We start from the raw sequence: 25403 nt of genomic DNA on the forward strand, positions 1-25403 counted from the left end.
AATAGTTATTCGCAAAAGTACGAACAATATTTGAATTTACAAAAACCAAAGATTATCCTTTCCGTACTGAGGTATTTCATCACCATCAAAATGGGGGGCTATCTGGGCCACCATTTCGGGGTATTTGATGGTTACCGGAAGGTTTTGCTGCCGCACTGATTTCCAGTACATGCGGCTGAATTGATATACCTGGTCTATGAGTTCTTTTACCACTTTGGTTTCTGTTAATTGTGTTTTGTCGGTGCAATCAATTTTTAACTTAATCGGGAAGGGGAAGCCATCATTCTTATTGAAGCCAGCGGCTGAGTAACGGGTATTGTTGCAAAGCAAATACCTGTTCTCTCCTATATGCACATACGTGCCACTCATGGGCATTAACTCCGGCCAGTTCCTGTCAAACAAAACGATGTCTTCGGATTCTGTTTTGTTGATGGTGACTACAAACACCGGTATATCCAGCCCTAAATCGGCCAATGCCCTTTCAATGGGTTCAAGCTCCTTCTCATTCATGGTTTTGTAGAAATGAATGATTAGCCTGTCGGGGCTGTTGTTGACTGTTGCGTAATCCCTGATGGCTCTGGAAATAGAACCTGCCAGTACATCTACTTCATGCTTCATGAAGTACTCAAAGCGATTGAACCCGCCTGTATTGTTGAAACTGAAGGCTGAGCCTATGTATTGAACATCCGTTGCTATATGCTTGAATGCACCCACTCCTACAATCAACTCATTCCTGATGGGAGTGTTCAAACGCCAGGGAATGCCGTCTAACTTGGCCAATATTGCGACAGCAATGTTTGGCAGGCTGTACACATAGTTTTCGCCTTGCTCAATTACCTTATTTGCCTCTATGCACTGGGAAGTAATTCTCCGCTTCAGCAACAGTTCTTTCACTTTGTAGTATATCTCTCTTTTCTGCAGGTCGGCTTCGTACTTGTTGTATGGAGTAATGTAAATGGCAATGTATTTTACATCTGGGTCGATGGTACGCTGCGATAGCTTCTGCTCAATTTCGGCAATGGGATTCTCTTTGTCAGTAAAGGCTATGCTGAATCCTTCACTGGTGTGAAACAGCACTTTGGAGAAGTCAAATAAGCCTTTGAAGAATTTGAGCCCTGACTGGAAATAGGTTTTCAATCTTTTGGCCGTTTCTATATCATCCCGATGGACAATAAAAAACAAATGCACCTTATTGTAAGGAGCTTTTTTAAATGGGCCATAGGTTTTCACTCCGTTAAACGGCACAATATCCTGACCTGTGCCAAATGCCAACTTGTTGCTATCGGGTGAAGTGTAGTTTAACCTTGTGGTGTTTACGGGCAAAAAGCCTGTGGTATGCAGTGGTATAAAATCCCGGAACGAATCGGTATCTAAATAGTCCTTGTAGAATTTTTCGATGTTCCTGAGGTATTCGGTGTACCTGTTATGACGGGGCGGGGCTTCCGCAGGAAAGCCCATCGCTGTTTTTAATCTTCTGCCTAAAACAGGGTATGCCTTTTTGTAATCAATATCTTCTTTCTTGTCCAGCGTTTCGTACTTCCAAAGCTGGTTCTCGTACAGCACCCAATTAAAGTTTTCGGGAGCAATATCCTGTATCAACACGGCAATGCTTTTTTTGCTCACTCTTGATTTGCCATCATAAGACAGGTGAATCTCCGGAAAGCCTGATACGGTGCAAAGCTGGACCTTGAGGGTATATTTATCATACACGCTGTATTGTGCGTTCGATTCCTTTGGCACAGGCATCCAAATTTGATTCTCTTTGATGAAACCGACCTTTACAATCTTATCCCTTACTTTACGGAAGTAATAACCAATCTGCTTGTTGTAAAACCGCTTAATGAGGTCGGGATTGTCCGTTTTAAAATCTATATCCAACGGTGTGAAGCCCTCGGCTTCACCTGTGAAGGCACATGAGATAAACTCTTTGACCGGGTTTGTAGCGACCTGCGGGAAAATGTCGGCTATTTGCTTAGGGAATAATGACCTGTGAATACGTGGAAACTTATCCTGTTCTTCTTCATGAAAATAAAAAGTAACCGGCTGCTTTGGCCAGTCAAAAGTGAGTATATTGAAGAATAGGTTTTGTTCTTGCATATTCGACCGTTTTCATTATTGTTTTATAGATTGTTTAATCAAGCTCATGATATACTCCAGGTCTTTATCTGTATCCACCTGAATTTGATAATCACCATTGCCCCAATGCCCCTTCTCTGAAACATCTTCTGCCAGCTGCTTGGGGTCATCTAATTTTCCCTTCTTTAGGTTAATCCATATTTTCAGCGAGTTTTTCAGAATGCATATATCTGCAAACACTTTGCTGTCTTTTCTGAAACCAATTTCCATCTTCTTGGGCTTGATCTCAATTTCATCAGCCAACTGCAATATTCCCTGCCTGAATTTCTCATACAATTCGGCAATGGCTTCGCTGGTTTTTGACAGATGCTCTTCTTCTGTGTACACCTTAATTTCTTCGGTTACCTTTTTCAGGGCTTCCTTATTCTGGGTTAATGGCTTGATACTTTCAGCCGCATTTGATTTCTTGATGGGATTGATCATGATGGTATCATTCTCAAACTGCTTCACCTCCCATAATTCAATGGCAATGTCTTTGAAGTTTGTTGCCTGCACCTGGTTGTCGGTAAAGTTTGTAGATACAAAAGCTACCCTTGTTTGGCTCCAATCCACATCCTCCCGTTTCAGGTTGCGTTTCAGACTTTCGTTGTACTCCACAATAAAATCCGCTTTGTTTTCCAACATCAGGCTCAGGTAGGTAAAACCCTGATCCACCACACTGATATTCTTGTCCCGCTTGTACTCAATGATAATGAAGGCGGAAGCCTGTGTATCATAAGCCAACGTATCTATACGCTTGTTTTTGATAGTAAACTCACTCTTCACCAATTCCAAGCCCATAATTTCATACAGATTGGCTTCAAACACTTTCTGGATGTCTTTTTCCAATTTGAAGGGCTTTTCTTTTACCTCCTTGAGTTTGCCGGTGTGATTTATGTATAGAGCCATATCTATGTCATGTTTGGTTATTACAAAAATGATTACTGAAGAACCTCATCAATTATCTGCCTGATTTTTTTGTTATTTAATTGGGTTTGAAACTCCACTTTATACCCATCAATAGTTAATTGGGTAAAGAACACCTTTGCACAATCTATTTTCGCCTGTTCAATACCTCTGAGAGAGGTTTGATTCTCTACATCTTTTGTTTCAACAATTACGTTCAGAATCTTTTCGCCATTATCCTTTTTGATTACATACATAAAATCCGGGCTGTATGACTGACCTGTGATAGTAGGTATAGCAATGCTGCTTTTTGGAATTTTACCGTACACAATAATTTCCTGAATACCATCTACCAGCAAATTGTCTTTTTCTAAAGGAGAATCGAAAGCATATACATCATACAGATATTTTTCAGATGGAGTGCCTTCAATGAATTTTGTTCCTATTACCCCTTGTGTAATTTCGGATTTGGGCGTACCATCTGAAAAAGTGAGTGCAGTTGCCTTCACGGGAAGGTTTGCTTTTGAATAACTGAACCTGCCACTCAATTTCTCTACCTTCCAATCATGAAACAGTTTTACAAAGTTGGCAGCACTTTGCTCATTGATTCTATCGGGCAAAATGTTGTTTTCTTTTGCATACTCCGTTAAAACAGTATGAAGCAGTTGAATGGACAGATTTGTTTGGCGGCTGATACGCTTTAAGAACTCATTATACGGCAATGGCTTGCTTATCTTAAACTGTACCCCTGAGTCTTCATTCACTGTAGCCCGTGAGCCGGTTGTATTCAATTCTTCCCGCCTGCTAGTTATATAAGTATCTGAGAATACACCGTTTTTGAGTAACCCCAATAACTCATTAAAGAGGAAATCATTCTGTTCAACTCTCTCGTAGTGCAAAATATACTTGCTGTTTATTTCTTCCCACAAGGTTTTTAATTCATCGTAAACCGCTTTTCTGATTTTAATTTTCCGTTCCTTCTTTTTGTTGCGGTCTTCAACCTTGCCTTGCTGTAAGCCTACGGTAAACTCAGGGTATGCTTCAAAGAATGAATCAATATTCTCGGCTTTAATGTTCTTATTGCGGTCAATAAATTTCTTGCTGAGTAACTCAACAAACAAATCATCAACATCCATATTCCGTTTGGCAGCTACCTCAGCTAACTTTTCATCAGTGATTGTAAAGCCCTGTGGTAAATCACCATTAATTTCTTTTACTAATTCCTCTGCAAAGTCTGCTTCCGTGAAATCAATGACATAATTCAACTTAAATTCTTCATTAGAAATACGGTTGCCATACTCATCTACCGGCAAACGCAAACCCCTTCCTACTTCCTGTATTTTGCTGTTTTCGCTGCCGCTGCTTCTTAGTTTGGCAATGGTGAATACATTTGGATTATCCCATCCTTCTTTTAATGTCCACTTAGAAAAAAGGAACCTACGTGTATTAAACTTACCTTGTTCATCTTTAATAGCAAGCAGTTTCTTCTTCTCATACAATATTTCCTGAACCTCCTGGGCTATAGCCTCATCAGAACTGCTGTTGTCCTGCGAAAAATATCCTGCATGCGTAGCATTCAAATCTGCTTTTGATGCTTGTAAGTAGTCTTTGTATTCCTGTTCCTGCTCATTCAGCGTAGGTAGTACGGCATTAATTTTCTCTAACAGCAAACGCTCAAAGGTTTCTTTCAGATAAGGCTGCTTATCCTGACCTTCATTTACCCTGTACGAATAAATATCATCTATAAAAAACAGGGCTAAAGTTTTTATTTTATTGTTCCTGGTAAAATTGATGCGTTCCGTTTCAAAATGGCGTTCCAGCGCCAGCCGAATCATGCTTTCCTGGTAGGAGGTAGAATAAATATCTGTACTAAATTCTTCACCGGTAGACTTTACCTGACCGTTTGACAATTCAACCGTGCTGGTAGAAATACCTTCAATAATAATACCTTCTAATTCAGTAGCTATCAAGCCCAGAGAATCACCCTTTTTTAACTCAAATGATTTGGTTGGGCCGCCTTGTTGGATCAAATTAAACTTTACTGCTGTTTTACTTTGAATACTCATGATCTTAACCTTATCCTGCCTTTGGCTTACCGGCTCAAAGTGCTCTTTGGCAATGCCCTTAATCAGGTTTTGGTTAAATGCCTGAAACGAGTTCAAATCATACAAAAGGTTGTGATAATCTTTCCTTTTTATCTTATTCCTTCCCCTTCCGGTTTCTATTTCAGGGAAGGTTGCTCCGAAACGAATGATGGCCTGCGGACAAATATTTTTCTCAATAAATTCGTATGCCTTTTGAGTTTTACTAAAACGATGCGGTTCGTCAATAATCACAAATGGCTTGGTAGCTTTAATCCCTTCAATGGGTTTATAAAAACCTTCTACACCATAGTCGTAACTATCTGTAAGCAATTTGGAAGTGCCGCCCAACAAACTCATATTGGTGAGCAATACATAGATTTTATTGGTATTCTGGCTACTGCCTGCAACAAACTCTCTCACCACTCCGGGGAAGTAATTTTTTCCCTTTTTCTTTTTGGTAGCTTCCAGCACCAATACATCTAATTCTGTACCGTAGCCACATTGATCTTTGAAATGCCGCTTGGTATAGCCATCCTGCATAAACTGTTTAGCACCTGCTTTAATGGCCAGTGTGGGCACTGCCACAATAAATTTGTTGATTCCATAGCGTTTGTGCAGCTCAAACATGGCAGCCGTGTACACATAGGTTTTACCTGTGCCGGTTTCCATTTTAATATCCAGATTGAGGTAGCTGCCTATTTCATTGAATGCTTTGTACTCAGCCGGTATGTTATTGTCTTTTTGAACTATGGCCAAATTGGTCATCAATGCCTGCCTGTCTAACAACAGCGTAGGGTTTTGATAATATAGACTGTTCTTCTGTATTAAATCGTTACTGAGTACATTGGCTATGGCCGTGTATGCTTTTACCTGGTGGGGCAAATCATTTTTTAATATCAGTTCCATAGCTGTTAGTATCTTACGGTAAAGTTGATTTTTAAATTCTTCTCTCCATCGTTGAGGATGCGAAGGTTTTTCTCTATCATTTCATTGATGCTCCAATCCGGGAAGCTATAGCCAAACAATACCATGTTTTCCGGATTGAAATGTCCTTCCGCATCGTACTTGCTTAACAGGGCTTTCATGCTTTCCAGTGTAAAGCCCGGGTCAATTAAATACAAATGCTTTTGACAATAGTAAGCTGTGTACCCGGCCAGATCAATGGCTGCTGCCTGTGCCGTAAGGCCATAACCATCTGCATTGAGCCAGGTGGCCAAAATGGTGGGCTTGCCAAATTCTTCCATGATGGTGGTATCTGCCAACATACCTGCCTTGTCAAAACTATCCAACTTGTCTAACGTGTTTTGGTTAGGCTCTTGCAGGATGTAATGTTTGAAACCCAAATCCAATTCCTTATCCGGGTTTTCCTCTTTTATCTTGGCGCCTGCCCGTTTGATTCGTTCAATGCCTATGTAATCTAAGGTGGTGGGCAGGTGGTTTTCTTTGAGGAATTCATAGGCAGCTTTTTGAGATGAATTGGATGAGTCAAGTTGCTCCGGTAGCTGTACAGATATAAATTTCATTTTTGAACCATGTTCCAAATTTGCCTGCAACACGGCATGAGCAGTGGAAGCAGAGCCAGAAAAGAAGTCAAGAACAATAGAATCGGAACTACCAATCAAATTTAGATAACCAGCTATTATATCTACATCTTTCGGAAAGCTGAATACACCACTGGCAGTTAAACTCTCTACGGATAAAGTCGCTGTTCTTCCATCCTTGTAGAATACGGTTGAGGCAGGTTCGCTATCAATAAACTTCAGGTAACTTTTTCTGCATGGAATTGTTGTTTCATCTGGTCCAAAATGTATAAGTGGTGGTTCTTCAGCAAGAGCCTTCTTTGTACGGTCTTCATCCCAACGCCAACCGGTAGAAGGCTTCTTGCAGGGCTTACCTGTTATAGGATGAATTATGTCATATCTGGGCCGTGATTCTCTTCCATCATCTGGACCTGCAAAATCTGCTGCGAAATACAACCCTCTGCCATCTGAATACTTGTAATGTTTGTGATTTGTCCTTACATCAGACTTTGGTAATGATGAATACCATTTCTGCATTTCTTTTGAAATGACGTCATGATCTGATTGATACTTTATAACTAGTTCGGAATAAAAGTCAAGAACCTCATCAACACCTGGCTTTTTAATTCGCCAAACACCTTTTTCTAAAATCGCACTCTTTGATCTTGCGTAGAAAAGCATGTACTCATGAGTTGTTGCAATAAGTTTCGCATCACCTTTCTTTGATTTTTGCCAAATCACATTCGCTACAAAATTTTCCTCACCAAATACATCATCACATAGCAGTTTCAGGTTTGCCTGCTCATTGTCATCAATAGAAATAAAAATCACACCATCATCTTTCAATAAATCCCTTGCCAGCAGCAGGCGGCTGTACATAAACATGAGCCATGCACTGTGAGAGGCAGAACCCCGCTTGGTAAGGTCTAAAATACGTTCAGCCTCATCTTCGCTCACACTTAGTTTTTCTTGTAGGGTATCTTTGGTGTAGTTAAAGTTATCGGCATATACAAAGCCATCACTGCCCGTATTGTAAGGCGGGTCTATATAAATGCATTTAATAGCCCCGTTATATGATTTCAACAAATGCTTCAATCCATCCAGGTTATCGCCACTGATGTAAATGTTTTCGCTGTTGGCGTTTTCGGGCAGGCTGTTATGGGCTTCATTGGGCTGTATAACAGTGGTAGCTTCGGTACTGGCCAGCAACTTGGCATAGCTCTTACCCAAAAACTTCAGTTCATACCCTTCCTGTACCACATTGGTTGTACCAGCTATTTCGGCTTTGAATCGCTCCACATCAAAACTGCCATCCGATTTAAAGCAGCTTGGAAAATGTTCTTTTAGCACTGCCAGTTGCCTGCTGTTGGGTGTGGTGTTTTCGTTTTGTTGTATGCTGTCCTTTATCATATTACAATTCTATTTTTTCGTTGATTATTACTTTCCATCTTTCGTCTGATGCAAAACCTTTGGCCGGAGCTGAGGCTTTCAGCGGTATCCTAAACAATGGGGCATTGTTCTTTTTCAAGGCCATGTATAAGGCGTTGGCCAGCGGCTTATTGTCAAATACTTTATCCAGCAGATAGCCCAACCGCTGCAAGGCAGTTACCGGAACATGCTGCAGCAGATTGGCATCAAATGCATTGGGTTGAATACTTTCGGCTAATTCAGCCAACACCGTGGCAACCCTGTTGATGCCGCCTACCCGTTTGGCGTACTGTATCAGATCGGTGGCGGTTAAGGCAGGGTTTGAAATTTTTAAGTATCCGGCCTCGGTTTTCCGGGTGTCTAACAGTGTTGCAGGTATTTCCCTTTTGCTGATGTAGTTCAGCTTCAGCCCTTTTTTCTGCATTGGCCGCAGCACAGGAAAACCGGTAACCACAAAAAACTCTTGTGGCTGCTGGTGCGATGCTCCATGATAGGCGGCTGCGTTTAACAAAGCCAGGTAATAAGACCGGTCCAATTCCTTCATAAACGCATCTAAAAACAAGGTGGGGGGAAGGATTCCCTTTGACCTGTATTGGGGCGGTATGATGAGGTAATACCCTTTGTGGATGGAAATAATCTGCTCTTTATCTACCAGCCTTTTCAAGGCAAACTTATTGGCCGTATCTGACTGCTCAGGAAAATCCGCACGGAACTGGTGCAGGGCAAAAGCATATTTACCCTTAGCCAGCAGGTGGTTTACCCAATCTTCTGCACGCTGATGTTGCCTTGAATCTTCCAAGAGAGTAATTTTTTGCGAAAGGTAGTGAAATCCGCTACTTTTTGCAAATGTTTTCTCTTTTTTTCCTTTGTTTCATTCTGGCGGGATTTTGGGTTTTCAGGATTTTGAGGAAACGGAGGAAGCTAAGGGCTAACTGCCCTTAGATTGGGCAGCATACAAGCAGTTTGAACGGGCCTGCCCGAATCTGCGAAAGGGCAAGCATTGGCTTACCCTTTCTTGATTTCCCTTACATCCTGAGTTTCCTCACCTTGCGGATGAGCAGGCTTACCGTTGGGATTCAGGTAATGGTCTTGCTTTTCCCTATGTATCAGCCCCCGTTTGCAGAAGTCGGTAATGTAGCCCTCGGCTGTTTTATCGGGTATGGACATAGAGGCGGCAATTCTCAGGTACTCCTGCCTGTTGAAGCTGGCAGGTAGGGCATCCAGATACCGTTCCTTTTGGTTTTTACGCTTGGGCATTGGTGAATCCTGGGGTAGTTCAGAAAATACCTTACTGGCATGTTTCACCAATACCCGGACCATTTCCAACGTAGTTTGAAAGTCTCTTTCCTTACAAATGATGCGTTCCGGCAAATCTCCATGTTCCATAATCCGCAAAGCGGATAGGATCATGGCAATACGGAAAGCAATCAACCCCAAACGCCTGATTGTTGCCATGTAGTCAAGCCCCTGCAAGCTGAGGTAGGTGTTTTGGATTTGCTCAAAGAAGGCGTTGAACTGCTCCTGCTGCTCTGCCGTAAGGCAGAACTGTATTTCAGGGTTTGCCATCAGGGTTTGGTACAAACCAAAAAAGTCATTGCCTAACTGGTCAAAGTAATCGTCTAAGCCATTATCAGACGAATTGGCGAATACATTTTTCCATACCGGCTGAATGTTCATGAAATAGAAAATGAAACGGCTGAATAAGCCGTTTTCAGCATTCGGGATAAGGGCAGATACTTGCTTGGGTGTTCCGGTGAACATGCCTGAAAGGCATGGACTTTCAATATCAACATACTCTCTGTCTGTTCTGCGGTAGTACGATATTGTTTCGTGGTGAAATGCCTTTCGGAAACCATCGCTGTAATTGCCGTAATCCGTTTTGAATGCTTGTGCCAGGGTGTCGCCTTCTGTTTCAAACATTAAGCCTCTGCCTTCGTTGTCGAACAGTAATTGGAATACTCCTGTTGTGCTATTGTTGGCCGGGATGAACAACATTTTTTCAGGCGGCTTGTTGGGCTTCTCTGCACTTGCATCTTTGCCTTTCATTTCGTTGTACTCCATCATTTCCAATTCATGCTGCTGCTTCATCAATTTGGCTTGCTCCCTTAAATGTTTATGAATGGGCTTTACCAGTTGTTTGCAGTGTACCAACCTGCCTTTACCTGCTGATGCCTGAGCCGTGATGAAAATGTACAGATTTGAGAAAACCTTTTTGCCATCGTAGATGCCGTATAGCTTCTGAAAACAGGCACTGAGTGAAACGATAGTGCCTAACAAAAGAATGTCTCGTTCTTCATTGAATGAAGCAATCTTGACAACCTTTTGCAGAAACTCAGGAAGCTGAGGATAGATAGATTCAGGAAAAGTTGGTAACTGTACTTTTTCCTGCTCGGTGTATTGCGGTGAAACCGCAATGTTTACACCTGCTTGCTTTGCATGAAAGAAGAATGTTTTCAACGTAACACCGTGACCATTTGCCTTTAGGCAATTGGTGTATTGGGTATCACATTCGGTTGCTGAGTAATCAGCATAAAACTTACTGATGCGATGAAAATATTCTCTGCCTGATTCACCAAAGGCATCTGCAAAAGCAAATCCAATATCCCGCCAATCGCTGTAAGCGGTTGCAATGTCAATTTGCTTCGCTTCGATTTGCTGAATGATTTTTTCAATTTCCGCTGCGGCATTATTATTTTCAGTGGCCAGCGGGAACCTCCCAAGGTCGGTTTCTGCTGCATCGGTATTGGCTTCTACTTTCTGCGGTTCAGTATTTATTTGTTGTTGGTTTGGTTGCTCCAACCAATCCAACGGATTGAATATCTTTTTCATCTGAGTGTCTATTATTTTTTTTCTAAGGACAGATGGAATCGCAAAGCGATTTCTCCATTGATTATAAGTATTTGGGATTGATAAATGCACCTGCATCCTCTGCTAAGAAGCAGGCTCTTGAAACGTCCTTACCTGATTGGTCAACTTCCAACTGGTAAGTGTGCTTGATATAGTTGGCAATGGCCTTGAAATAATCGTGATGCTTTGCCTTTGTCAAGTCAATTGGTATTACCCACTTTAGGCCGTCACCGGAAGGAGAAACAAACAATAATTCTGTTTCAAAGTATTCATCCTTCAGTAGCCGGTCTTTCAATTCAGATACATTGCCAATGTGATCAAAGTCAATTGTGATTAAGCCTGAGTGCCTGAGTAATGACTTGTCATTGCGTTTTGAGAATGTGCCTGAAAAGGTCACATAATCAAATACCGATGCTTTGTATTTTCTTGCCTCTTGCTTATCGGTAATGCTGCGAAGTGTACTTGTACACTGAGCAAATTGATTGCCTTTAAGCAAGTGGTACACTTGCAACAAATTGATTTCTTTGAATGGAACCGTATTTGTTACTGGTGCTTTGAAATAACTGAAAGCAGGGATTGGCACTTTTACAAGCTGAGGTTGCGGAGCAACCGGAGCAATGATATTTTCATTGTAAAAGCCTTTTTGCTTTCCGATACGCAAATAGAGTTCTTCATTCAGCTTTTGGCACAATTCATCGCCTTGCAATTTGTAATGCAATGCAGCGAAGTCAAAGGCATCGCCTTTGCTGATGCTGTTCTCTAAATCGTAATGCTCTGCACAATTATTTACTATCTGAATTTTCAATGTTGGCTTGTCGTCATTGAAAGGGTTCTTAGTGGGTTGGCAGTCCCTTCCCGAAAGGGAAAGGACTGTTTGCCCCGGATAGTACTGCCTCAACACATGGGAATAGATTCTAAGCCCGTAGTGTGTTTTATCCAAAATGGCTGTTTTACTTATTTCCATCACCTGTTGATTTAGATTGTGAGTAATTGGATTGCAACAGGTTTTCTATGTCCTCAACCTTGTAGTAAAACTTGCCATTGATGCGGCTGTATGGAAGCGTTCCGTTATCCCGAAGGGATTGAAGGGTACGCTTGCTAATGTGCATGGTGTGCATTACGTCTTGGCCATCAATCCATGTTTCTTTGAAGTTCTCCAACTTGGATTTCTTTAGTGCCAACACATAAGCCCTGATTACCTCAAAGTCCTGGGAGAGTTGCAGGAGCAGATTCATAACTTCTGTCATAGCTGAATCCTCCCTTTTTTGATGAGATAATCTGCTGCCTTGCTTTCTATTTCATCCTGCGTAGTGGTGCGGTTGCGAAGCAACCATTCATCCAGTTCCGCCCTTCTGAAATAGATTTTCTTCCCGTTGGGCTTGTAATGCGGTATAGCCCCGGTACTGGTTAGCTTGTACAGGTGTGACTGCGACAACTCCAAGTAGTCGCAACACTCGTTAAAATTCAGTACGTCCTTGCGTACCAAGTTCTGGCTCTCAATGAGCTTTTCAATCTTTTCAAGACGCTTTAATATTTCGTCCATTGTCTTACTTATTAATTGTTAGAAATGGACTTCTGGCCAAAAGTCATCACCGATTCCCGATGACGATACAAAGCTCAGAATAAGGCTTTGGTAGTCTTGAAAATGGAAATTTGGACAAGGCTAAAAGCCTTGCCAGTAAAGGGTTTCAGAAAAAGAGTGGAAATTTGAAATGGTAAATTGACAGCAAATTACCGCAATTCAGGAAGTCGGTAATTTGTCAATCCAATACTTACTGCTTACAAAATCAGCCAATTCATCAGGCTTATTCGCCCAGGTACGGAATTGTTTATCTGTATTGGAGTTGTAGCGGTGATCTAAAAACTTGCGAATATCAACAGGTTTTATCTCCTTGTTCTTTGGGAACTGCCGCTTGTTGAAGTAGCCCTTCTTAATCAGGGTTTGGAATATGGCCGCCAGTTCTTGTATTTGGCCGTGCTGGTTTTTGAAGTTGTAGTTTTCATCAATCAATTCATGTGAGAAAAGTTCCTCCTCAAATCGGGAGAACCTGCCTGAATCTTTGATGATAGCATCATAAGGAATGATGCCTTTTTTCTCAGTACGAAAATCAAATCCTTTTGCTGCAAACTGGATAGTCTGAGGCTTGGCCGTAACCTGCGAAGCAGGTAAAGGCAATTTGAGTTTTACGGCTTCTATAATGAAAGATTTTGAAGGAGCTTGCTCCGAAAAATATTGCTGATGCAATTCTTCTTCTGATATGGCTTCTTCTTTTAAGTAGCTGGAGAATGTTTCCTGAATCTCCAAGTAAATTCTTATGAGTTGATATTTGAGGTATTGGAGAATGTACGCTTCATCTTGAATTTTGCTTTCAGGTGTGGAGGCTTTTGAAGCTGCTGAAAGCTGCTGAAAAAAGTATTGGTTATCATCAATTACCTTGCTTACTTCTTTCAGCTTTTGTGATAGGACTTTTGTTAGTGTGGTATGCACCCAATACTGTTTTTCTTTTTCATTCAATGCACCGGCAATGATTTGCTGAAAGTTGTTGAGGTAGCTTGTTGCTTCATTCTCTATTATTGAAAAGTAGTACTTCCGCTTTGCAGTTAATGGTTTTGGGAAATCAACTTCATAAAGTGGCTGAAATGTAAAATGCTCTTTGCTGATGCCTTGCATCAGTTCTTTGTATTTGGTTTCTGCAACTTCTCCGTTAGTCCAGGGGCGAAGCTCCAAGAACAAAATTTTGTGATATAGATTTAGTTCATTGTTCATAAGTCGAGTACAATTTTATTAGCAGCTACCTTCTTCTTGTCGTCAATAATCTTTGCATATATCTGCGTTGTTTTTAAATCCTTGTGACCTAATAATTTTGATACGGTGTAAATGTCCGTTCCTAAAGTTAATTGTAATGTGGCGTAGGTGTGCCTTGCACAATGGAAGGTGATTGTTTTTGTTACACCGCCCCGCATTACCCACTGTTGCAATTTGAGGTTATGCCATGCACTGTATTTTAAGCCGATGAAAACACGGTCCTCCGGGTTTCCTCTTTCACCCAATAAGCCGAAGGCTTGCTCTGATATTGGCAATGTTTCTGCTCCTTTGGTTTTCTTCTGCCGGAAGCGTATGTAATAACCAACTTCTTTGCTATGCTGTACTTCTGACCAAACTAATTTCTGAACGTCTGACCAGCGGAGGCCAGTCATTGCACTGAAAAGGAAAGCGGTTTTTAATAATGGTATTTCACATTCAGCTTTTGCAACTGCTTGCAGTTCTTCATAGGTGAGAAATTCTCTTTCAGGTTCACCGGGTTTGATGCCGTCCACAAGGTCGGCAGGGTTCTGCTTGATGATGCCTTCTTTGTAAGCTTGCTTTAATGCTGCCCTGATTTTGTTGAAGTAGCTGCTTTGTGAATTTTGGGATAGTGGCTGCTTGCTTGGGGTCTTTGCTTCCTTCATCAAGTATTCCCTGAAACCATCCAACCAGTTCTTATCTACCTGCCCAAATGAAACGTCAAACTTCACATACTTTTTGAGGTGCTTCAAAGCACTATCCCAATTATCATAATTGCCCTGGCTGCTTTTCCGTTTCTCTGCTAAGTACTCCACATAACGCAGGAAGCTGCCTTTTAACTTGCTCTGATCCTGAAAGCCATAAATACCGTTCTGTATTTCTATCTGCCGCTTTGAACGGATGCTTTCAGCCAGTGCATTGGTTTCCTTGTTGGATTCTTTCTGCTCCTTTGTGAGCTTGCCTTTCTCCGGATCTGGAAACAAGTACAGTTCCAGATATTCATACTCCCTTTTTCCCTTGTGGTAGTAATCAAGGTAAAGGCTGACCTTATCGCCTTTGGTGCGTTGTCTGAGTGTTACTTTCATACGGCTTGTGTATTAAAGAGATTATCAATTGCCTTTCGTGTGATGATGGTACGGCTGCCAACCTTTCCAACTTGGAGTTTGTTGCCGGATATAAGGCGGTGTATTGTTCTGCGGCTTGCACCAATAAGTTTTGCAGCTTCATCAATGCTGAGAAACTCTTTTTGCTGTAATGCAATGTCAAATGATTGCTGCGGCTGTTGCTCGGGCTTCGCCTGAGCTTCTTTGAAGTTGTTCAACTTTTCTTCCCGCTTCAGTTGCTTATAGTGGCGACTGTTGCAGGTGTGGCCGCAATACCTTGTGGTTAGCGTTTTGGCCGTGTACTCCTTACCGCAGTAAAGGCATTTTTTGGTGATTTCTATGTTGCTTGCCATGTGCCTTTATTTGTCTTTTAGTGCCTTGAAGTGACAGAGTCTGTCTATGTGTGACATTTACTCTCCAACTTGTTGCCCAACAACAAGAGCAACTTTTTAGGGCAACAATCTGGCAACAAATATAAGCAAAAAAAAGTAGTTTGGCAACAAATAAAGGAAGGAAAAAAGGGCTAAAACACAAGATAAACAAGCACTTAGAAGAAATCGGAAAACAAATTACTTTCCAATACAAAACTTACTGAATATATAATCCAGCAAATCCTCGTTACTCACTTCACCCGTAATCTCGCCGAGGTAGTGCAGGCTGCGGCGGATGTCGAGGGCCAGCAGGTCGCCGGGTATCTTGTTGTCGAGGCCGGAGCGGATGTCCTGCAGGGAGGATAACATTTCCTGCAGGGCATGGTAGTGGCGGGCATTGGTGACGATGGTGTCTTCAGTGGAGACCTGCCCCTGCAGGACCATATCCACCAGCCGCTCCTTTAATACTTCAATGTGAATGCCCTGCTTTGCCGAAATGAAAATAAGCGGGGTGGAGGCGGCATAACGCTCCCGCATAACCGCTTCTTCGCCTTTGTCCACCTGGTTGCCCACCATCAGGTAACGGAAACCGTTGCGGTCGAATTCCTCCTTGTTGGCCAGCAACTCCGCCGGCGGCATGGCAGTGGCATCAAAGAGGTAGAGGACCACATCGGCCTGGCGCATTTTTTCCAGGCTGCGCTCCACCCCGATGCTTTCAATGGCATCGGTGGTGTGCTCGCGGATGCCGGCAGTATCAATAAAGCGGAACAGTATTCCGTCGATGTTCAGTAACTCTTCAATGGTGTCGCGGGTGGTGCCGGCGATTTCACTTACAATGGCACGGTTCTCATTGAGCAGGGTATTCAGCAGGGTGCTCTTGCCGGCATTGGGTTTGCCCACAATGGCCACACTGACCCCGTTCTTGATCACATTGCCCAACTGAAAGGAATGCGCCAATTTGCTGACGCGTTCAATGGCGCCGCTTACCAGGTGGTACAACTGCGAGCGGTCGGCAAACTCCACATCTTCCTGGGAGAAATCGAGTTCCAGTTCTATCAGTGCCGAAAAAGTGATGAGTTGTTCGCGCAGGGCTTTCAGCTCGGCTGAAAAGCCGCCCCTGATATTATGCAGGGCATTCTTCTGGGAAGCAGCCGTATTAGCGGCAATCAGGTCCGCCACGGCTTCGGCCTGCGCCAGGTCGAGCTTGCCCTGCAGGAAGGCCCGCTGCGTGAATTCCCCCGGCCTCGCCAGCCGCGCACCACCGCGGATACAGGCATCAATAATCTGCTGCAACACATAGGGTGAACCATGCCCGGAAATCTCCACCACGTTTTCACCGGTATAGGAACGCGGGGCTTTGAAAAGGGTTACCACCACTTCATCAATGGCATGCCCGCCTTCTTTCAGCAATCCTACATGGGCGGTATGGGAAGCCTGGGCAGCCAGGTCTTTGGAGGGGAACAAGCCGTTCACGATCTCAATGGCCAGCGGTCCGCTAAGCCTGATCACGCCAATAGCTCCCACTCCCGGCGGGGTGGCCAGGGCCACGATGTTATCATCCCACTGGGGATTGCTGTATTTCATTCGGCAAATTTAGGTGGATAGCGGCATACCGCCTCCGCCCGGCAGTTATAGCCCGCCTCAATAATTCATCGCCACAATCTGTTTCACTTGCTCCGGGCCCAGGTCTTTGTGCTCACCCAGTTTGGTCCAGTTACGCGCGGTAAAACGATCGGCGATTTTTTCCGCGGTTCCCTCAAAGTCGGCAGTATAGGCCGACAGACGGGTGGCAATGCCCATGGACTGGAAAAATTCCTCGGTCTTTTCAATGGCGGCCAGGGCTTTTTTCTCTTCGCTGCCTTCCACCACACCCCACACTCGTTCCGCATATTGCGCCAGTTTGGCTTTTTTGCGGTCAAAATTAAACCGGAAATGTCCGGGTGTGATGATGGCCAGGGTACGCGCATGGTCGATGCCGTACATAGCGGTCAGTTCATGCCCCATGGCATGTACCGCCCAGTCGGTGGGAACCCCTTTCTGGATCAGTCCGTTCAGTGCCATGGTACAGCTCCACATGAAATTCGATGCCGCTTCGTAATCGGATGGGTCTTTCATAATACGCGGTGCCACTTCGATCAGGGTCTGCAGGATGCTTTCTGCAAAACGATCCTGCAGCAGGGCGCCGGCCGGATAGGTCAGGTATTGTTCCAGTACATGCGAATAGGCGTCCGTAATGCCATTGGCCAGTTGTCGTTGCGGAATGGAACGAACCACTTCGGGATCAAGGATGGAAAAAACCGGGAACAAACCGGGACCGCCCATGGCCAGCTTTTCGCCGGTTTCAGCCCGGGAGATGACGGAACCGGAATTCATTTCTGAACCGGTGGCAGGCAGGGTCAACACGGTACCGAAGGGCATGCCTTTAAAGGTACGGATGCTCTTCGCGAGTATATCCCAGGGCGTATCACCATCATAGAGGGCGGCGGAAGAGAGGAACTTGACCCCATCGATAACAGAGCCCCCGCCCACTGCCAGCAGAAAATCGATGTTTTCAGCCTTAATGCGGGCCAACGCCTGCATCAGCACTGCATATTCAGGATTGGCAGGTATACCCCCAAATTCGGTCACCTGGAAGCCTTGCAGGGCAGTTTTCACCTGGTCGTAGATTCCATTGGTTTTGATACTGCCGCCACCGTAGAGCAGCATCACTTTGGCGCCGGCGGGTATTTCGGCAGACAATTTTGCAATTTGTCCCTTGCCGAAGAGTATTTTGGTTGGATTGTTGAATTCAAAATTTAGCATCGAAAAATAATTAAGGGAGATGAAGGGAATGAATCATTATTACAAAAAAATCCCCCTGCTGTTCGCAGGGGGAGGTAAATTTCTATGATCAGAAACCTGTTTATTCGATTTCGAGACGGAAGGTGATCGGCTGCTTCTTGTAAGATTTCACCTGGCGACCGTTCTGCACGGCGGGGGTCCACTTACCAGACTTTTTAATTACGCGAACCGCTTCGTCGCGGAGTTCAGAGGCGCCGCTGATGGCTTCCACTTCACTCACGTTTCCTTCTTTGTCCACGATGAACTGAACCACTACTGTACCCTGAACCTCATTATCGATGGCGTCCTGTGGGTAACGGAGGCTCTTGTTCAGGTAACGCTGCCAGGCGCTGCTTCCACCGGGGTAGTCAGACTCGATTTCCACCTTGGTAAAGGTTTTATCCCAGTCTTCTTCCACTTTCTTGGGAGCTTCTACCACACCCTTACCTTCATCAGATGCAGGTGGTGCAACGATTCCTTCGTCCTTGATACCTTCCTGGTTGATGGTACCAATTTTGGTTTCCTCCAGCTTTTCTACTTCAGGTGGTTTTTCGTCTTCCTTCACTTCCTCATCCTTTACGATTTTTGGGGGAGTGAATTTAGCCATTTCCACTTTGGGAGGCTCCGGCTTTGGCGGAGGCGGCGGAGGCGGCGGTTCATTCTTAGGCTCCTCACGCTTTACTTCTTCCAGTTGAACGTCCTGGACGATCATCTCGGTTTTGTTATTCCTGTCCTTGAGTTTGTTGGCAAGGATGCTACCGAGCAGAAGCAAAACGAGCAGAACAGCAGTACCCACCAGTGCAACAGTCATACGCTTGCCATAGGTCTTGCGTAATTCATAAGCACCATAGTCCTTGTTCCGGCCATCAAAAATGATGTCCAGCACATCAGCACTTAAGATTTTATTTACGTCCATTGTTCGCTTTTTTGAATAAGATGCAATTATTTAGGTTTTCCACAAACCTGCTGTGATTATTGCGGATTAGCGCCTTCAGTCATATTAATCAGTTGCTGCTCCACTTCTGCAATGTCCACCAGTGCGTAACGCTTTACGTCGTTGATAGTCATCTCATCCAGGATATCAACTGTATTCTTGTAGGTGCATTCTTTGGTCGGCTTGATCACCACAACAAAGTCATCAGGATCCGTGGACTTCTTCTTGGTCAGAATCACTTCACGAACTTCCTTAAAGGTAGTGGTCTTAAAGTTTGACGCATCTGGTGCCAGCATTCCTTCGTAGTAGTAAACCACGTCGTTTTTGGACATCATCAGTGTCAAAGCTCCGGACTCCTTGGCTTTGTTTTGCTCTTCAGGTTTTTCCGTGTCCTTGGGCAGGTTCAACCGCATGGCGGTTGGCTGGCTCATGGTAGTGGTAAAGATGAAGAAGGTGATCAGCAGAAAACCCAGGTCCACCATGGGGGTCAGATCCACACGGGTAGACAGCTTTTTCCCTTTTTTAACGCCAGGCCCTTTTTTATGTCCCCCGCCTGACGAGGTATCCATTTCTGCCATTTCGCAAAAATTTAGTTTTTAATTAATTATTCTTCCGCTTTTGCAGCACCGCTTATGTTTTTGCGGTACAACTCAGTTCCTTCAGGAACGCCTTCCGGGTTGGTTACCATCTGGAATTTCTGCTCGTCATTCTTCTTAAAGGCATCGATAACGCCTTTGAAAGAAGGATATTTAGAAGTATTATCTCCTTTAACCAGCAGGTTCATTTTGATACCCTGGAACCCGGATTTTACTGCCCTCATCCAGTCTGTCATTTCGTTGTTGGCGGAATCCAGTACAGGAATACCGGGCATGGTCATTTTAGGCCAGTTGTCAGCGGGCTGTGCAGCCAGTGATTTCAGCTGGCTCATGGGCACCCCGATGAATGGTCCTTTGGCAAGAGCGCTCATTTCGGCATCTGACAATCCGAGGTTACGGTTTGTATTCAGCGCTTCGAACACTTCTTTCTTGGGTGCATCATCAGAGAAAGAAAGGAAAACCTTTCCGTCCTTGTCAATGGTCACCAGGGCCACGTCCTTTTGGGGAGCCACTTTGGAAGCTACCGAACTCGGCGTTTGAACAGCCAGTGTTTCAGATGGCTTGAACTTGGTTGTCAGGATGAAAAATGACAACAGCAGGAATGCCACATCACACATCGCAGTCATGTCGATGTTCGTACTCTTCCGTGGTACTTTAACTTTTGGCATGTTTGATTAATTGTTCAGTTTCACATTTAGATTCAGTCCGGGAGAATTTCCATAAAACTATTTTTAAATAGTCCTTCTCCCCTTTCATATCCCAACTCTTACTTGTAGAGGGATGCGAAGCTCTGCGTCAAAGTGAAACCAGACTCATCAATACCGTATGTGATACCGTCGATCTTGGTTGTGAATACGTTGTACATGATGATCGCAACAGCAGAAGTACCGATACCCAGGGCTGTGTTATAAAGGGCTTCAGAGATACCTTTTGACAGTTCGCGGGCAGCGTCACCACCACCTTCATCACCCAGTTTGGAGAAGGAACGGATCATACCCAATACGGTTCCGAACAGACCCAGCAGGGTAGCTACGGAAGCGATGGTAGACAGGAACACCAGGTTCTTTTCCAGCATCGGCAGTTCCAGTGAGGTAGCTTCCTCCACTTCTTTCTGGATAGAGGCAACTTTCTGCTCAGTTTCCAGTTCAGTGTCGGTGATCATTTCCTTGTACTTGCGAAGGCCTGCCTTCATTACATTACCAACTGAACCTTTCTGCTTGTCGCACTCAGAAAGAGCAGCGTCAACATTCTTGTTAGCCAGGTGATACTGTACCTTACGGATGAACTCATCATTGTTGCCTGTACCGGTAGCTTTGCTGATGGTCAGGAACCTTTCAATAACGAATACCAGTACAACCAGGAAGTTTGCAATCAGGATAGGTACTACGATACCACCTTCATACATTTTGTTGAAGTTACCAATAGGTCCCTGGTGGTTAGGCCAGAATCCGCCATTGGGATCGGGGTTGGTGAAACCGCTGTCTGCACCGGCTACAAATCTCCAGATCACATAACCTCCTACTACACACAATAAAGGGGCAATCCAGGAAATCGCGTTGCTTCTCTTTTTAGCTTGAACAGATGTTGCTGCTTTCGCAGTTGCAGTTGGTTTAGTCTCTGCCATAATCGTTTGTTTTTAGTTTTTTGTAAACAGGTATAAAAAATGTTCTTGAATTGACCCAAAGCGTATTGGGGACACAAGTCTAAATAAAAAAAGTTTAAAAAAATCAAATTAGGACAATAAATATCCGAATCCGGTACAAATTAAAAAAAAATGCGGCCGGATTGGTTCAAACCGCTGTTCCATCCGGTTCTGCCGATTTTATAAAAGCTTAATCCATTGTCAAACTTTTGTGTTATAATGGCAGATATTTTATAGCCTCAAATTATCTTAAACTTTTACACACATGGTTAAAAACCCTTTACCGGGCAAAATGCTCCCGGTTTTATTTTTAGGCATGGCTTTGCAGCTCAGCGCTTTCAGCCAGCAAAGGCCCCAGGCTGGTCCCCCCGCCAATGCAAATGCCGCCGCACCCGCCGCCCCTGCCCGCAGCACCGGCCCAAAACCATACAAAGAAGTCATCACGTCCAAAGCTGTTACCGATGACGGTCTTTTTAAGGTGCACAAGGTGGAAGAAAAATACTTTTTTGAAATTGAAGATTCCATCCTCGGTCGTGATATCCTGGTAATCAACCGCTTGTCCAAGGCGGCCGCCGGCATGCGCAACTTCTTTTTCGGGTATGCGGGCGACAAGATCGGTGACAATGTGATCAGGTTTGAAAAGGGCCCTTCCAACAAGGTATTCCTGCGCGTGGTTTCTTTTGAAGAAATGGCCGGCGACTCCACCCAGCCTATGTTCAGGGCGGTGGTGAACTCAAATATCCAGGCCATCGCACAGAGCTTTGATATTGCCTCCCTGGGTAAGGATTCAACCGGAGTGGTTATAGACGTAACCAGTTTCCTGAACAGCGACAACGATGTCCTCAATTTCGATCCCAGCCGCAAAAGGGCCTTCCGGATTGGTTCCATTCAGGCAGACAAGTCCTATATCAATACCGTGAAGTCTTTCCCGCTGAATACGGAGGTCAAAACGGTAAAAACCTATTCCAGGGCGGCAGCCACGGGTGCGCCTGTCCCAGGCATGCCTGCAGCGCCGCAGGGTGGTGCCTATACCGTGGAGATCAACAGTTCAATGCTCCTGTTGCCGGTTACCCCGATGAAGCCCCGCTACTACGACGAAAGGGTGGGCTATTTCACCCGACGCTATGTGGATTTCAGCAAAAATCCGCAGGGAGTGGAAACCGTACAAATGGTGAACCGCTGGAAGCTGGAACCCAAAGATGCTGATATCGAAAAATACAGGCGGGGTGAACTGGTGGAGCCTAAAAAACCCATAATCTATTACATCGACCCGGCCACCCCGAAGAAATGGGTTCCTTACCTGATCCAGGGTGTAAACGACTGGCAGGCTGCTTTTGAAAAAGCCGGTTTCAAAAACGCGATCATGGCGAAGGAAGCACCAGTCAATGATCCCGAGTGGAGCCTCGAAGATGCCCGCTATTCCGCCATTGTGTACAAGCCCTCCGATGTGCCAAACGCCAGCGGTCCCAATGAAAACGATCCCCGCAGCGGAGAGATCCTGGAAAGCCATATCAACTGGTACCACAACGTTATGGAACTGCTCCGTAACTGGTATTTCGTTCAGGCTGCACCCAATGACCCGCGTGCCCGCACCATGAATTTTGACGATAAACTGATGGGGGAACTGATCCGTTTCGTGTCCTCCCATGAAGTGGGACATACGCTTGGCCTCCGCCACAATTTCGGTTCTTCTTCCACCGTTCCGGTTGAAAAACTGCGGGATAAAAAATGGCTGGAAGAAAATGGCCACACTCCTTCCATCATGGACTATGCCCGTTTCAATTATGTGGCACAGCCGGAGGACAATGTAGGAGAAGCAGGCCTCTTCCCGCGCATCGGCGACTATGATAAGTGGGCCATCGAATGGGGATACAAATGGCTTCCGGACGCAAAAACTGCCGACGATGAAGTTCCCATCCTGAATGCCCTCACTATCGAAAAGCTCAAGAATAAAAGGCACTGGTTCGGACGCGAAACCAATGGCGACGACCCCCGTTCACAAAACGAGGACCTGGGTGATAATTCCATGAAGGCCAGCGCTTACGGTGTGAAAAACCTGCAGCGTATTGTTCCCAACCTGGCAGCCTGGACCCGCGAACCAAACGAGGATTTCTCCAACCTGGGAAAACTCTACAACGAAGTGCTGACCCAGTTCGGCCGATATATCGGGCATGTGAGCAAGAATATTGCCGGTATTACCGAAACCCCCAAGACCGTTGAGCAGGCTGGTCCCGTGTACGAATACGTATCACGTGAAACCCAGAAGGAAGCAATGGATTTCCTGAACAAACAGGTATTCACTACCCCCACCTGGCTGTTGGACCAGCAGATCTTTGCCAAAACCGGTAATACCAGCGTATCGGTGGTAAACCGCGTGCAGGATGCCGCCCTGGCCAGGGTATTGAGTGCCGGAACCATCAACAAGCTGCTGAACGCAGAAGCTGAACTGGGCAATAAAACCTATACCCTGAATGAATTAATGACCGACCTGCGCAGGAATATCTTTACCGAGATCAGCACCCGCAGGCCAATTGATATTTACAGGAGGAACCTGCAGAAGAACATGGTGGAGAGATTACTGGCCTTTGTAAAGCCACCCAGTGCTGCCCCGGCAAGCCTCTCCTCAGGTATCTTTATCAGCTTCGCACCAGCTATCAGCCGCAACAGCGATGCCATATCTTTTGCCAAAGGCACCCTCAGGGCTATTCAGGCAGATATCCGCGCTGCCATGGCCAGTTATCCTGATGCAGCCAGCAAATACCATTTGCAGGATCTGATTGACAGGATCAGCGATGGTCTTAGTGTGAAATAAAAGTTCGGTTGCATAATTAGAAAGGGGATGCCAGCACTGGCATCCCCTTTCTAATATCAGATAGGCAACAATTATTCATATCGAAGCGCCTCTATCGGGTTCAGCCGGCTTGCCTTATAGGCAGGATAGGACCCAGCCGCCAGCCCCACAATTGAACAAATCAGCACCCCCAGGAAAACCCACAACCAGGGAACCACAAAGCCGGTTTTCATCAGCATGCTCACAATGTTTCCCAGCAGTACCCCCAGCACAATTCCAATGATGGCGCCGATCATGCTGATGAGGATAGCCTCCAGCAGGAACTGCCATCTTACATTACTCTGCCTGCCTCCGATAGCCTTGATCAATCCCACTTCCTTGGTCCTTTCGGTTACCGCCACCAGCATGATATTCATGAGGCCGATGGCTGCACCCATGAGGGTAATAAAGCCGATCACGACCGCCGAAGCTGTCAGCCAGCCGATCTGCTTCATGGCCATCTCTGCAAAAGCATCACTTTTATCGATCAGGAAATTGCTCTCCTCCTTGATCTCGTTTTTCCGGATCACCCTGAAAACCCCTTCCGCCTCACCGATAGCCGTTTCAATATTGATGAGATCCGGTGCTTTTACCCCTATCAGGAAGGAAGAATTCGCACTGCTGGTGAAAAATCGACGGACGGAATTATAAGTGGTAATGATATTATTATCGAGGCTGCGGCCAAAAGTAGACCCCTTCGGTTCAAGGGTGCCTACTACCCTGAAGGGGATATTATTAATCCGGATAATCTTTTCCAGCGGCCGTTCGGGGTTCCCCGAACCGAATAATTTATCCGCCACATCCTTTCCGATCAGGCAGACATTCCTGCCGGTGCTTACATCCAGTTCATTCAGGTTACGGCCTGCAGCAATTACAAAGCCATTCATATCGAGATAGTTCTCATCGCCGCCATTCACCCACACAGTCGGATTGGTCTTTTTATTTTCAAACGCAACGGTATTGTTGTTCCCACCACCCAGCGACAAAGCCACTTTGGCGGGATAATCGTATCGTTCCTTGAAAGCCTCTGCCTGCTCCCGGGTAATCGGCTTGTTGGTGCTGGATTTCTTAAGTTTCCTGCCGTTTTTCTGTTCCTTTTTCAGTTCTCCCCTGTCGAACCGGAATGCCGACCGGTAGCGGATGCTGAATCCATTGGCTCCCATGCTGGAAAAACTTTCCATGAACTTCTGCGAGATGGCCTGTATAGCGGTGTTGATACCAATCAGGGCAGCAATACCCAGGGCAATGATGGATACAGTAATACCGGTCCTCAATCCATTGGAACGTATGGTCCTGAAAGACAGCGAAAGCGTATCGGAGAAGTTCATGCAGTGAAAATAAGAAAGGTGTCTGACATATGATGTCAGACACCTCCTCAGCCACGGAAAAAAACTGTATCGGCAGGGCCGCTGGTCTTATGCC

At 45.0% G+C, this 25403-nt stretch carries 20 protein-coding genes; 1 reads left to right on the plus strand and 19 read right to left on the minus strand.

The window, feature by feature from the left end; all coding sequences use genetic code 11:
- Positions 1-36: 36 nt before the first annotated feature.
- The 18 genes from BC349_RS05555 to BC349_RS05640 form a co-directional block, all read right to left on the minus strand.
- A complete protein-coding gene (locus BC349_RS05555) occupies positions 37-2097 on the minus strand; it encodes a Piwi domain-containing protein (RefSeq protein WP_187255724.1) in 2061 nt (686 codons plus the stop codon).
- A gap of 15 nt (positions 2098-2112) precedes the next feature.
- Positions 2113-3024 (minus strand): DUF5655 domain-containing protein, encoded by a 912-nt coding sequence (locus tag BC349_RS05560; RefSeq protein WP_187255725.1) that lies wholly within the window; start codon positions 3022-3024, stop codon positions 2113-2115.
- Positions 3025-3056: 32 nt separating this feature from the next.
- Positions 3057-6011, minus strand: a complete 2955-nt coding sequence (locus BC349_RS05565) for a type III restriction-modification system endonuclease (RefSeq protein WP_187255726.1) — start codon at positions 6009-6011, stop codon at positions 3057-3059.
- Between the two features lie 5 nt (positions 6012-6016).
- Positions 6017-8035 carry a site-specific DNA-methyltransferase gene (locus BC349_RS05570; RefSeq protein ID WP_187255727.1) on the minus strand — a complete coding sequence of 673 codons (2019 nt, stop codon included), beginning with the start codon at positions 8033-8035 and terminating at the stop codon, positions 6017-6019.
- Position 8036: 1 nt separating this feature from the next.
- The gene (locus BC349_RS05575) at positions 8037-8852 is read right to left on the minus strand and encodes a type IV toxin-antitoxin system AbiEi family antitoxin domain-containing protein (RefSeq protein ID WP_187255728.1); all 816 of its coding nucleotides are present in this window, start codon (positions 8850-8852) and stop codon (positions 8037-8039) included.
- A 206-nt stretch (positions 8853-9058) separates the two neighbouring features.
- Positions 9059-10882, minus strand: a complete 1824-nt coding sequence (locus BC349_RS05580) for a DUF3987 domain-containing protein (protein ID WP_187255729.1) — start codon at positions 10880-10882, stop codon at positions 9059-9061.
- A gap of 61 nt (positions 10883-10943) precedes the next feature.
- Positions 10944-11864: a BT4734/BF3469 family protein gene (locus BC349_RS05585; protein WP_187255730.1), complete on the minus strand. Its 921-nt coding sequence runs from the start codon at positions 11862-11864 to the stop codon at positions 10944-10946.
- Complete coding sequence (locus BC349_RS05590; RefSeq protein WP_089766010.1) at positions 11851-12147, minus strand: helix-turn-helix domain-containing protein; 297 nt, start codon at positions 12145-12147, stop codon at positions 11851-11853. Before BC349_RS05590 ends, BC349_RS05585 begins: the two co-directional genes overlap by 14 nt.
- On the minus strand, positions 12144-12443 hold the full coding sequence (locus tag BC349_RS05595) for a helix-turn-helix domain-containing protein (RefSeq protein WP_187255731.1): 300 nt from the start codon (positions 12441-12443) through the stop codon (positions 12144-12146). The genes BC349_RS05590 and BC349_RS05595 overlap by 4 nt, the downstream gene beginning before the upstream one ends.
- Positions 12444-12641: 198 nt before the next feature.
- Positions 12642-13667, minus strand: coding sequence for a DUF6617 family protein (locus tag BC349_RS05600; RefSeq protein ID WP_187255732.1), 1026 nt, complete (start codon positions 13665-13667; stop codon positions 12642-12644).
- Positions 13664-14770, minus strand: coding sequence for a site-specific integrase (locus BC349_RS05605; RefSeq protein WP_187255733.1), 1107 nt, complete (start codon positions 14768-14770; stop codon positions 13664-13666). Before BC349_RS05605 ends, BC349_RS05600 begins: the two co-directional genes overlap by 4 nt.
- Positions 14767-15141: a helix-turn-helix domain-containing protein gene (locus BC349_RS05610; RefSeq protein ID WP_168928005.1), complete on the minus strand. Its 375-nt coding sequence runs from the start codon at positions 15139-15141 to the stop codon at positions 14767-14769. Before BC349_RS05610 ends, BC349_RS05605 begins: the two co-directional genes overlap by 4 nt.
- A gap of 216 nt (positions 15142-15357) precedes the next feature.
- Positions 15358-16743 (minus strand): tRNA uridine-5-carboxymethylaminomethyl(34) synthesis GTPase MnmE, encoded by a 1386-nt coding sequence (gene mnmE, locus BC349_RS05615; RefSeq protein ID WP_187255734.1) that lies wholly within the window; start codon positions 16741-16743, stop codon positions 15358-15360.
- A 57-nt stretch (positions 16744-16800) separates the two neighbouring features.
- On the minus strand, positions 16801-17961 hold the full coding sequence (locus tag BC349_RS05620; RefSeq protein WP_187255735.1) for an iron-containing alcohol dehydrogenase: 1161 nt from the start codon (positions 17959-17961) through the stop codon (positions 16801-16803).
- A gap of 100 nt (positions 17962-18061) precedes the next feature.
- Positions 18062-18895 carry an energy transducer TonB gene (locus BC349_RS05625; RefSeq protein ID WP_187255736.1) on the minus strand — a complete coding sequence of 278 codons (834 nt, stop codon included), beginning with the start codon at positions 18893-18895 and terminating at the stop codon, positions 18062-18064.
- A 56-nt stretch (positions 18896-18951) separates the two neighbouring features.
- Entirely contained in the window at positions 18952-19491 is a 540-nt protein-coding gene (locus BC349_RS05630; protein WP_187255737.1) for an ExbD/TolR family protein, read from the minus strand.
- Positions 19492-19517: 26 nt separating this feature from the next.
- On the minus strand, positions 19518-20177 hold the full coding sequence (locus BC349_RS05635) for an ExbD/TolR family protein (RefSeq protein WP_187255738.1): 660 nt from the start codon (positions 20175-20177) through the stop codon (positions 19518-19520).
- 98 nt (positions 20178-20275) lie between these two features.
- Positions 20276-21133 carry a MotA/TolQ/ExbB proton channel family protein gene (locus tag BC349_RS05640; RefSeq protein WP_187255739.1) on the minus strand — a complete coding sequence of 286 codons (858 nt, stop codon included), beginning with the start codon at positions 21131-21133 and terminating at the stop codon, positions 20276-20278.
- 334 nt (positions 21134-21467) lie between these two features.
- On the opposite strand from BC349_RS05640, the gene BC349_RS05645 reads away from it, so the two are divergent.
- Positions 21468-23963 (plus strand): zinc-dependent metalloprotease, encoded by a 2496-nt coding sequence (locus tag BC349_RS05645; protein ID WP_246456787.1) that lies wholly within the window; start codon positions 21468-21470, stop codon positions 23961-23963.
- A gap of 71 nt (positions 23964-24034) precedes the next feature.
- Here the strand turns inward: BC349_RS05645 and BC349_RS05650 are convergent, their stop codons facing one another.
- The gene (locus BC349_RS05650) at positions 24035-25309 is read right to left on the minus strand and encodes an ABC transporter permease (protein ID WP_187255741.1); all 1275 of its coding nucleotides are present in this window, start codon (positions 25307-25309) and stop codon (positions 24035-24037) included.
- Between the last annotated feature and the right edge of the window lie 94 nt (positions 25310-25403).

It is taken from the genome of Flavihumibacter stibioxidans, assembly GCF_014332695.1.
Lineage (GTDB): Bacteria > Bacteroidota > Bacteroidia > Chitinophagales > Chitinophagaceae > Flavihumibacter > Flavihumibacter stibioxidans.